This window comes from Citrobacter sp. RHBSTW-00986 (genome assembly GCF_013783065.1).
GTDB classification, from domain to species: domain Bacteria; phylum Pseudomonadota; class Gammaproteobacteria; order Enterobacterales; family Enterobacteriaceae; genus Citrobacter; species Citrobacter braakii.
The window spans coordinates 1,274,110-1,285,514 of the sequence record NZ_CP056200.1; the positions used below are offsets into that span (position 1 = coordinate 1,274,110).

The following is an 11,405-nucleotide window of genomic DNA, read 5'->3' on the forward strand; positions in this document are numbered from 1 at the left end:
CCAGTAGCAATTTTGACCTGTTATGGGAGGAGTTATGCGTCTGGATCGTCTTACTAATAAATTCCAGCTTGCTCTTGCCGATGCCCAGTCACTCGCATTGGGGCACGACAATCAATTCATCGAACCACTTCATCTAATGAGCGCCTTGCTGAATCAGGAAGGGGGATCGGTACGTCCTTTATTAACGTCTGCTGGCATTAATGCTGGCCAGTTACGTACAGCCATTGACCAGGCGTTGAGCCGGTTGCCGCAGGTAGAAGGTACCGGCGGTGATGTGCAGCCTTCTCAGGATCTGGTGCGTGTACTGAATCTTTGCGACAAGCTGGCGCAAAAACGTGGGGACAACTTTATTTCGTCAGAACTGTTCGTACTGGCGGCGCTTGAGTCACGCGGTACGCTGACCGATTTACTAAAATCAGCAGGTGCGACGACCGCGAATATCACTCAGGCAATTGAACAAATGCGTGGAGGTGAAAGCGTGAATGACCAGGGGGCTGAAGACCAACGTCAGGCCTTGAAAAAATATACCGTCGACCTGACCGAACGTGCCGAGCAGGGCAAACTCGATCCGGTTATCGGCCGTGATGAAGAAATTCGCCGTACCATTCAGGTACTGCAGCGGCGTACTAAAAATAACCCGGTGTTAATCGGCGAACCAGGTGTTGGTAAAACGGCCATCGTTGAAGGGCTGGCCCAACGAATTATCAATGGTGAAGTGCCGGAAGGCTTAAAAGGTCGCCGTGTGCTGGCGCTGGATATGGGTGCGCTGGTGGCTGGGGCCAAATATCGTGGTGAGTTTGAAGAACGCTTAAAAGGCGTGCTGAACGATCTCTCGAAACAGGAAGGCAATGTCATCCTGTTTATTGATGAGTTGCATACCATGGTTGGGGCGGGTAAAGCCGATGGCGCAATGGACGCCGGGAACATGCTGAAACCTGCGCTGGCACGCGGGGAACTGCACTGTGTAGGCGCAACAACGCTTGATGAATATCGCCAGTACATCGAAAAAGATGCGGCACTGGAACGTCGTTTCCAGAAAGTATTTGTAGCCGAACCTTCAGTAGAAGACACCATCGCGATTCTGCGTGGCCTGAAAGAACGTTATGAGCTGCACCACCATGTGCAGATCACTGACCCGGCGATTGTTGCGGCAGCTACGCTGTCTCACCGCTATATTGCCGATCGTCAGTTGCCGGACAAAGCTATCGACCTTATCGATGAGGCGGCATCCAGCATTCGTATGCAGATTGACTCCAAGCCGGAGGAACTCGACAGACTCGACCGCCGGATTATCCAGCTCAAACTGGAACAGCAGGCATTAATGAAAGAGTCTGATGAGGCGAGTAAAAAACGTCTCGATATGCTCAACGAAGAGCTGGACGATAAAGAGCGCCAGTATTCTGAATTAGAAGAAGAGTGGAAAGCTGAAAAAGCATCCCTTTCGGGAACGCAAACTATCAAGGCTGAGCTGGAGCAGGCGAAAATCGCCATCGAACAGGCGCGTCGTGTCGGCGACCTGGCGCGGATGTCTGAACTGCAGTACGGCAAAATTCCTGAACTGGAAAAACAGCTGGAAGCAGCCACCCAGTCTGAAGGCAAAACCATGCGTCTGCTGCGTAATAAAGTCACTGATGCAGAAATTGCAGAAGTGCTGGCGCGCTGGACCGGGATCCCGGTTGCTCGCATGCTGGAAGGCGAACGGGAAAAACTGTTGCGTATGGAGCAGCAGTTGCACAGCCGCGTGATTGGCCAGAACGAAGCGGTGGAAGCCGTTTCTAACGCCATCCGTCGTAGCCGTGCTGGCTTGTCCGATCCGAACCGCCCGATTGGTTCGTTCTTGTTCCTCGGCCCAACCGGTGTCGGTAAAACTGAACTGTGCAAAGCGCTGGCAAACTTTATGTTCGACAGTGATGATGCCATGGTGCGTATCGATATGTCCGAGTTTATGGAGAAACACTCGGTGTCTCGTCTGGTCGGGGCACCTCCGGGATATGTCGGTTATGAAGAAGGTGGATATCTGACAGAAGCGGTACGTCGTCGTCCTTACTCTGTCATCCTGCTGGATGAAGTGGAGAAAGCGCACCCGGATGTGTTCAATATTCTGTTGCAGGTGCTTGATGATGGTCGTCTGACTGACGGGCAGGGGAGAACGGTCGACTTCCGTAATACGGTTGTCATCATGACCTCGAACCTGGGGTCCGATCTGATTCAGGAACGCTTCGGTGAGCTGGACTACGGCCACATGAAGGATATGGTCCTGGGCGTCGTGAGCCATAATTTCCGCCCGGAATTCATCAACCGTATAGATGAAGTTGTTGTATTCCATCCGTTGGGTGAGCAGCACATTGCTTCTATTGCACAGATCCAACTGCAACGTCTGTACAAACGTCTGGAAGAGCGTGGCTATGAAATCCATATCTCTGACGAGGCGCTTAAACTGCTGAGTGCGAATGGTTACGATCCGGTGTATGGCGCACGTCCACTCAAACGTGCTATCCAGCAACAGATCGAAAACCCGCTGGCGCAGCAAATTCTGTCTGGTGAGCTGATTCCTGGCAAAACGATTCGGCTGGAAGTGAATGACGATCGCATTGTGGCAGTGCAGTAAGTCACAAAACGACAATAAACGAGCCCTGCGGGGCTCGTTTTTGTTTAAAAACAAAGCAAAAATCAATGTAATGGTTGAAAAGTAGTCGCTTGATAAGTTTTTTGTATTTTTAACTTGTCAGCCTGAAATAACTCCCTATAATGCGCCTCCACTGACACGGAACAACGGATTACAAACCGCCGGGTCAGCGGAGAAAAGCGAAAATAAATGCTTGACTCTGTAGCGGGATGGCGTAATATGCACACCCCGCGCCGCTGAGAAAAAGCGAAGCGGCACTGCTCTTTAACAATTTATCAGACAATCTGTGTGGGCACTCGAAGATACGGATTCTTAACGTCGCAAGACGAAAAATGAATACCAAGTCTCTGAGTGAACACGTAATTCATTACGAAGTTTAATTCACGAGCATCAAACTTAAATTGAAGAGTTTGATCATGGCTCAGATTGAACGCTGGCGGCAGGCCTAACACATGCAAGTCGAACGGTAGCACAGAGGAGCTTGCTCCTTGGGTGACGAGTGGCGGACGGGTGAGTAATGTCTGGGAAACTGCCCGATGGAGGGGGATAACTACTGGAAACGGTAGCTAATACCGCATAACGTCGCAAGACCAAAGAGGGGGACCTTCGGGCCTCTTGCCATCGGATGTGCCCAGATGGGATTAGCTAGTAGGTGGGGTAACGGCTCACCTAGGCGACGATCCCTAGCTGGTCTGAGAGGATGACCAGCCACACTGGAACTGAGACACGGTCCAGACTCCTACGGGAGGCAGCAGTGGGGAATATTGCACAATGGGCGCAAGCCTGATGCAGCCATGCCGCGTGTATGAAGAAGGCCTTCGGGTTGTAAAGTACTTTCAGCGAGGAGGAAGGTGTTGTGGTTAATAACCGCAGCAATTGACGTTACTCGCAGAAGAAGCACCGGCTAACTCCGTGCCAGCAGCCGCGGTAATACGGAGGGTGCAAGCGTTAATCGGAATTACTGGGCGTAAAGCGCACGCAGGCGGTCTGTCAAGTCGGATGTGAAATCCCCGGGCTCAACCTGGGAACTGCATCCGAAACTGGCAGGCTAGAGTCTTGTAGAGGGGGGTAGAATTCCAGGTGTAGCGGTGAAATGCGTAGAGATCTGGAGGAATACCGGTGGCGAAGGCGGCCCCCTGGACAAAGACTGACGCTCAGGTGCGAAAGCGTGGGGAGCAAACAGGATTAGATACCCTGGTAGTCCACGCCGTAAACGATGTCGACTTGGAGGTTGTGCCCTTGAGGCGTGGCTTCCGGAGCTAACGCGTTAAGTCGACCGCCTGGGGAGTACGGCCGCAAGGTTAAAACTCAAATGAATTGACGGGGGCCCGCACAAGCGGTGGAGCATGTGGTTTAATTCGATGCAACGCGAAGAACCTTACCTACTCTTGACATCCAGAGAACTTAGCAGAGATGCTTTGGTGCCTTCGGGAACTCTGAGACAGGTGCTGCATGGCTGTCGTCAGCTCGTGTTGTGAAATGTTGGGTTAAGTCCCGCAACGAGCGCAACCCTTATCCTTTGTTGCCAGCGATTCGGTCGGGAACTCAAAGGAGACTGCCAGTGATAAACTGGAGGAAGGTGGGGATGACGTCAAGTCATCATGGCCCTTACGAGTAGGGCTACACACGTGCTACAATGGCATATACAAAGAGAAGCGACCTCGCGAGAGCAAGCGGACCTCATAAAGTATGTCGTAGTCCGGATTGGAGTCTGCAACTCGACTCCATGAAGTCGGAATCGCTAGTAATCGTGGATCAGAATGCCACGGTGAATACGTTCCCGGGCCTTGTACACACCGCCCGTCACACCATGGGAGTGGGTTGCAAAAGAAGTAGGTAGCTTAACCTTCGGGAGGGCGCTTACCACTTTGTGATTCATGACTGGGGTGAAGTCGTAACAAGGTAACCGTAGGGGAACCTGCGGTTGGATCACCTCCTTACCTTAAAGAAACGTTCTTTGTAGTGCTCACACAGATTGTCTGATGAAAAGTAAATAGCAAGGCGTCTTGCGATTGAGACTTCAGTGTCCCCTTCGTCTAGAGGCCCAGGACACCGCCCTTTCACGGCGGTAACAGGGGTTCGAATCCCCTAGGGGACGCCACTTGCTGGTATGTGTGAGTGAAAGTCGCCGACCGAAGTATCTCAAAACAGACTTTCGAGTCTCGTTTGAGATATTTGCTCTTTAAAAATCTGGATCAAGCTGAAAATTGAAACGACACACTGTTTCATTTCTCCGTAAACAAGAAATGAAAAGCGGTGTGTTCGAGTCTCTCAAATTTTCGCAATACTGAAGTGTTTTACGAAACATCTTCGGGTTGTGAGGTTAAGCGACTAAGCGTACACGGTGGATGCCCTGGCAGTCAGAGGCGATGAAGGACGTGCTAATCTGCGATAAGCGTCGGTAAGGTGATATGAACCGTTATAACCGGCGATTTCCGAATGGGGAAACCCAGTGTGATTCGTCACACTATCATTACGTGAATACATAGCGTAATGAAGCGAACCGGGGGAACTGAAACATCTAAGTACCCCGAGGAAAAGAAATCAACCGAGATTCCCCCAGTAGCGGCGAGCGAACGGGGAGCAGCCCAGAGTCTGAATCAGCATGTGTGGTAGTGGAACGGTCTGGAAAGTCCGGCGATACAGGGTGACAGCCCCGTACACAAAAGTGCATATGTTGTGAACTCGAAGAGTAGGGCGGGACACGTGGTATCCTGTCTGAATATGGGGGGACCATCCTCCAAGGCTAAATACTCCTGACTGACCGATAGTGAACCAGTACCGTGAGGGAAAGGCGAAAAGAACCCCGGCGAGGGGAGTGAAAAAGAACCTGAAACCGTGTACGTACAAGCAGTGGGAGCCTCTTTATGGGGTGACTGCGTACCTTTTGTATAATGGGTCAGCGACTTATATTCTGTAGCAAGGTTAACCGAATAGGGGAGCCGAAGGGAAACCGAGTCTTAACTGGGCGTTAAGTTGCAGGGTATAGACCCGAAACCCGGTGATCTAGCCATGGGCAGGTTGAAGGTTGGGTAACACTAACTGGAGGACCGAACCGACTAATGTTGAAAAATTAGCGGATGACTTGTGGCTGGGGGTGAAAGGCCAATCAAACCGGGAGATAGCTGGTTCTCCCCGAAAGCTATTTAGGTAGCGCCTCGTGAACTCATCTTCGGGGGTAGAGCACTGTTTCGGCTAGGGGGTCATCCCGACTTACCAACCCGATGCAAACTGCGAATACCGAAGAATGTTATCACGGGAGACACACGGCGGGTGCTAACGTCCGTCGTGAAGAGGGAAACAACCCAGACCGCCAGCTAAGGTCCCAAAGTCATGGTTAAGTGGGAAACGATGTGGGAAGGCACAGACAGCCAGGATGTTGGCTTAGAAGCAGCCATCATTTAAAGAAAGCGTAATAGCTCACTGGTCGAGTCGGCCTGCGCGGAAGATGTAACGGGGCTAAACCATGCACCGAAGCTGCGGCAGCGACACTATGTGTTGTTGGGTAGGGGAGCGTTCTGTAAGCCGTTGAAGGTGTGCTGTGAGGCATGCTGGAGGTATCAGAAGTGCGAATGCTGACATAAGTAACGATAATGCGGGTGAAAAACCCGCACGCCGGAAGACCAAGGGTTCCTGTCCAACGTTAATCGGGGCAGGGTGAGTCGACCCCTAAGGCGAGGCCGAAAGGCGTAGTCGATGGGAAACAGGTTAATATTCCTGTACTTGGTGTTACTGCGAAGGGGGGACGGAGAAGGCTATGTTAGCCGGGCGACGGTTGTCCCGGTTTAAGCATGTAGGCGGAGATTCCAGGTAAATCCGGAGTCTTGCTAACGCTGAGGTGTGATGACGAGGCACTACGGTGCTGAAGTAACAAATGCCCTGCTTCCAGGAAAAGCCTCTAAGCATCAGGTAACACGAAATCGTACCCCAAACCGACACAGGTGGTCAGGTAGAGAATACCAAGGCGCTTGAGAGAACTCGGGTGAAGGAACTAGGCAAAATGGTGCCGTAACTTCGGGAGAAGGCACGCTGATATGTAGGTGAAGTGATTTACTCATGGAGCTGAAATCAGTCGAAGATACCAGCTGGCTGCAACTGTTTATTAAAAACACAGCACTGTGCAAACACGAAAGTGGACGTATACGGTGTGACGCCTGCCCGGTGCCGGAAGGTTAATTGATGGGGTTATCCGTAAGGAGAAGCTCTTGATCGAAGCCCCGGTAAACGGCGGCCGTAACTATAACGGTCCTAAGGTAGCGAAATTCCTTGTCGGGTAAGTTCCGACCTGCACGAATGGCGTAATGATGGCCAGGCTGTCTCCACCCGAGACTCAGTGAAATTGAACTCGCTGTGAAGATGCAGTGTACCCGCGGCAAGACGGAAAGACCCCGTGAACCTTTACTATAGCTTGACACTGAACACTGGTCCTTGATGTGTAGGATAGGTGGGAGGCTTTGAAGTGTGGACGCCAGTCTGCATGGAGCCAACCTTGAAATACCACCCTTTAATGGCTGGTGTTCTAACGTAGACCCGTGATCCGGGTTGCGGACAGTGTCTGGTGGGTAGTTTGACTGGGGCGGTCTCCTCCTAAAGAGTAACGGAGGAGCACGAAGGTTAGCTAATCCTGGTCGGACATCAGGAGGTTAGTGCAAAGGCATAAGCTAGCTTGACTGCGAGAGTGACGGCTCGAGCAGGTGCGAAAGCAGGTCTTAGTGATCCGGTGGTTCTGAATGGAAGGGCCATCGCTCAACGGATAAAAGGTACTCCGGGGATAACAGGCTGATACCGCCCAAGAGTTCATATCGACGGCGGTGTTTGGCACCTCGATGTCGGCTCATCACATCCTGGGGCTGAAGTAGGTCCCAAGGGTATGGCTGTTCGCCATTTAAAGTGGTACGCGAGCTGGGTTTAGAACGTCGTGAGACAGTTCGGTCCCTATCTGCCGTGGGCGCTGGAGAATTGAGGGGGGCTGCTCCTAGTACGAGAGGACCGGAGTGGACGCATCACTGGTGTTCGGGTTGTCATGCCAATGGCATTGCCCGGTAGCTAAATGCGGAAGAGATAAGTGCTGAAAGCATCTAAGCACGAAACTTGCCCCGAGATGAGTTCTCCCTGACCCTTTAAGGGTCCTGAAGGAACGTTGAAGACGACGACGTTGATAGGTCGGGTGTGTAAGCGTAGCGATACGTTGAGCTAACCGATACTAATGAACCGTGAGGCTTAACCTTACAACGCCGAAGATGTTTTGGCGAAAGAGACACGATATTCAGCTTGATTACAGATTACATCGACAGACCCGAGAGGTGTGTTGATAAACAGAATTTGCCTGGCGGCTGTAGCGCGGTGGTCCCACCTGACCCCATGCCGAACTCAGAAGTGAAACGCCGTAGCGCCGATGGTAGTGTGGGGTCTCCCCATGCGAGAGTAGGGAACTGCCAGGCATCAAACAAGTGAAGAAGCTCATCCTGCCGGATGGGCTTTTTTGCGTCTGAAGGGAGTGAGAACTGCCGGATGCAGCGTACCGTTTTATCCAGCCCATAAAAGCCCACTCTATTTCAAACCGATTTTTCTCTTTCTCGAACATATCTGAATCCTTTCTCTGCTAATGAAAACCGTGATCTTTCTCTCATAATAATTTATAACAATTATATAACATTTATTTCACCAAAAAAGACACAACCACCATTGATAAATTAATGCAATCGTTGGCAGGGGTACAATTCTAATGGCTGATAGCAGTGTAACTGAGAACGGGGCGCTGGCAGACGGCGATACTCGGCGTCGTATATGGGCGACTGTCGGAGCATCATCAGGGAATCTGGTCGAATGGTTTGATTTCTATATCTATTCTTTCTGCTCTCTCTATTTTGCTCATATCTTTTTTCCATCAGGAAACACCACCACGCAACTCTTACAAACAGCCGGAGTTTTTGCTGCAGGCTTTCTGATGCGACCGATTGGCGGCTGGCTGTTTGGTCGCATCGCGGATAAGCACGGGCGTAAAAAGTCGATGCTGCTGTCAGTTTGTATGATGTGTATGGGATCGCTGGTGATCGCTTGTCTTCCGGGATATGAAACCATCGGTACCTGGGCTCCTGCTCTATTGCTGCTGGCTAGGTTATTTCAGGGGCTGTCTGTCGGTGGTGAATACGGGACCAGCGCTACCTATATGAGTGAAGTAGCCGTTGAAGGTAAGAAAGGTTTTTATGCTTCCTTCCAGTACGTGACGTTAATCGGCGGGCAGTTACTGGCACTGCTGGTTGTGGTCATATTACAGCAAACGTTAGAAGACTCAGCGCTAAGATCGTGGGGTTGGCGTATTCCATTTGCGTTGGGCGCCGTACTGGCTATTGTTGCGTTATGGCTGCGTCGACAGTTGGATGAAACCTCGAAACAGGACGTTCGCGCGCTGAAAGAAGCTGGCTCTCTGAAAGGTCTGTGGCGTAATCGCAAAGCCTTCATCATGGTGCTTGGCTTTACCGCTGCTGGCTCGCTGTGTTTTTACACGTTCACAACCTACATGCAGAAGTACCTGGTTAACACCGCCGGTATGCATGCTAACGTAGCCAGTGGGATTATGACGGCGGCACTGTGTGTGTTTATGCTGGTGCAACCGTTGTTCGGTGCCTTGTCAGATAAAATTGGCCGACGTACTTCAATGCTGTGTTTTGGCGCGTTGGCCGCGATTTTCACCGTCCCCATTCTGACAGCGTTGCAAAGCGTGACGTCCCCGTATATGGCGTTTGCTCTGGTGATGTGTGCCTTGCTAATTGTGAGTTTCTATACGTCAATCAGCGGTATTCTGAAGGCCGAGATGTTCCCGGCACAGGTGCGCGCTCTGGGGGTTGGATTATCTTATGCGGTGGCCAATGCTCTGTTTGGTGGCTCAGCCGAATATGTTGCGTTATCCCTGAAGTCTGTCGGTATGGAAACAACATTCTTCTGGTACGTTACAGCACTGGCAATAGTCGCATTTTTGGTATCGCTGATGCTGCATGGGAAGGGGAAAGGTCTGCGCCTCTAGTGATGTGCCAGTTGCCAGACCGCATAACCGGTAGACGCACCTGCAACATCCCAGGCGAAGTCTTTCCAGCTCCAGCCGCTCCCAGCGGGACGGCTGTCCCATAACTCTTTTGATGCGCCCAGGCTGACAGAGAACATCAGGCCGATAGCCGCGCTGCGATCGCGGCTGTTGCCCTGATGTTGAGCATATTCGTTTCCAGCTGCGGAGAGCATAGCGGAGGCGATAAAGTGTTGAGCCTTGTCTTGTCCGCTCCAGCGGTCGTTTGCCATGTGGCTGCAGCCAGAAATGGCCAGAATACTGAAAAGAATAAACAAGCGCACCGTTGCCTCCATAGGAAAAACCCCGTCACTGGACGGGGTCTTGGTTACAGAATACGGCTAATTAGTCTGTCGATACGGATTCGGCGTAGTCGACGGATGAGCTTACGCACTTTGACTGGATAGTCGGCAATGCTTTGCAGGTCGCGATAGTGCTTAACGACGGTAGTATGCGTGCGAATAAGCTCCAGCTCTTTATCGCGCTGGGGAGTCAGCTCTTGCTTCGGATCGTGGATAAGGATGGCGTTTTCCAGATCCAGACGCCAGGCGCGAGGGTTAAGGTTGTTGCCGGTGAGCAGCATCCATTTATCATCAACCCACATGCCTTTCAGATGATAGGTGTTGTCATCATCTTTCCATAAGCGCACGACCAGTTGGTCGGTATTCACGTAATATTGCAGTCTGCTCAGGAAACGGCGCAGGTTAATTTCATACAGGTAGGGCAGCGCGCCGATGATTTTAAATGGCTCATCTTCTGGAATGAAAAAGTCGTTGGCGGTTTTATCACCGACAATGATCTCGACCTTTTTGCCTTCACGCAGCAGCTGAATGATATTGCGCACCAGTATAGCGGGCAGGTTGAAATAAGGGGTACAGATTGTGAGCTTGTGCTCCGCGCAGGGCATAAGGTGGAAAATGGTCTTATTTAACAGACTGGATTTTCCAAGGCCTACCAGAGGCGTTACCGAGAGCTGTTCATTATCCGCATCACCCTGAAAATGGAATGACGCATCGCGCAGTTCCTGACGGTACAGGCGGATGTCGTTTTTAATTTCCGGGCTTTTAGGGCGATTAATATCATCAAGGCGATTAACGCCGCGACCGTTCATCAGGTTCTGCGTGACCCAATCGAACATGATATCGGCCATTTGCGCGTTGCGAATCAACTGATAACGGTCATAGCGATATTTATCATGCTGATGCAGATAAACATCATTCAGGCTGGCCCCGCTATACAGGACGCTGTCATCGATGATAAAGCCTTTAAAATGCAGGACGCCAAGCGCTTCTCGGGTGTTAATCGGAACACCGTAGACAGGAATATCAATACCTGGGTTTTCTTGTGCCATTCGGCAATACCAGTCAGCGTTGGTATTCGATGCCGCAGCACCAATACGTCCGCGCTGGGCTCGGTGCCAGTCGACAAGCACCCGGACATCCAGTTCAGGACGCTGCCGTTTTGCCGCATAGAGCGCGTCGAGTATGCCTTTGCCACCGTCATCCTGTTCCAGGTACAGCGCAATAATGCAGATCCGTCGCGTCGCGCTGGCTATTTTTTCCAGCAGAGTCTCCCTGAAATTAGCGGGAGCATAAAAGAAATCTACATCATCAACTGACTGAGAAATCTTGGGTAGTTGGGCAAGGTGTTGTTGATGTTTATTACGCTTAAATTTTGACAACATCACAGTGCATTTCTTCTCTGTTCATTGAAGGGTCC

Annotated in this window: 4 protein-coding genes, 1 tRNA gene and 3 rRNA genes; 6 read left to right on the forward strand and 2 right to left on the reverse strand. The window is 51.3% G+C overall.

The genetic code is table 11. The features are described 5' to 3' along the window. Positions 1-34: 34 nt before the first annotated feature. The 6 genes from clpB (at position 35) to HV345_RS06275 (ending at position 9,650) form a co-directional block, all read left to right on the forward strand. Entirely contained in the window at positions 35-2,608 is a 2,574-nt protein-coding gene (gene clpB, locus HV345_RS06250) for an ATP-dependent chaperone ClpB (protein WP_016154061.1), read from the forward strand. Positions 2,609-3,024: 416 nt separating this feature from the next. Further along, positions 3,025-4,566 (forward strand): 16S ribosomal RNA (locus HV345_RS06255). Positions 4,567-4,651: 85 nt separating this feature from the next. After that, a tRNA-Glu gene (locus HV345_RS06260) sits at positions 4,652-4,727 on the forward strand. A gap of 220 nt (positions 4,728-4,947) precedes the next feature. Beyond that, positions 4,948-7,854 (forward strand): 23S ribosomal RNA (locus tag HV345_RS06265). Between the two features lie 97 nt (positions 7,855-7,951). After that, positions 7,952-8,067, forward strand: a 5S ribosomal RNA gene (rrf, locus tag HV345_RS06270). The 16S, 23S and 5S rRNA genes sit together here with 1 tRNA gene alongside, the layout of an rRNA operon. Positions 8,068-8,351: 284 nt before the next feature. Continuing rightward, a complete protein-coding gene (locus HV345_RS06275; RefSeq protein WP_181636385.1) occupies positions 8,352-9,650 on the forward strand; it encodes an MFS transporter in 1,299 nt (432 codons plus the stop codon). On the opposite strand, the gene HV345_RS06280 is transcribed toward HV345_RS06275, so the two are convergent. Continuing rightward, positions 9,647-9,919, reverse strand: coding sequence for a YfiM family lipoprotein (locus tag HV345_RS06280; protein WP_231040545.1), 273 nt, complete (start codon positions 9,917-9,919; stop codon positions 9,647-9,649). The two genes, HV345_RS06275 and HV345_RS06280, sit on opposite strands and share 4 nt — an antisense overlap. A 95-nt stretch (positions 9,920-10,014) precedes the next feature. After that, complete coding sequence (pssA, locus tag HV345_RS06285; RefSeq protein ID WP_003835350.1) at positions 10,015-11,370, reverse strand: CDP-diacylglycerol--serine O-phosphatidyltransferase; 1,356 nt, start codon at positions 11,368-11,370, stop codon at positions 10,015-10,017. Positions 11,371-11,405 lie beyond the last annotated feature (35 nt).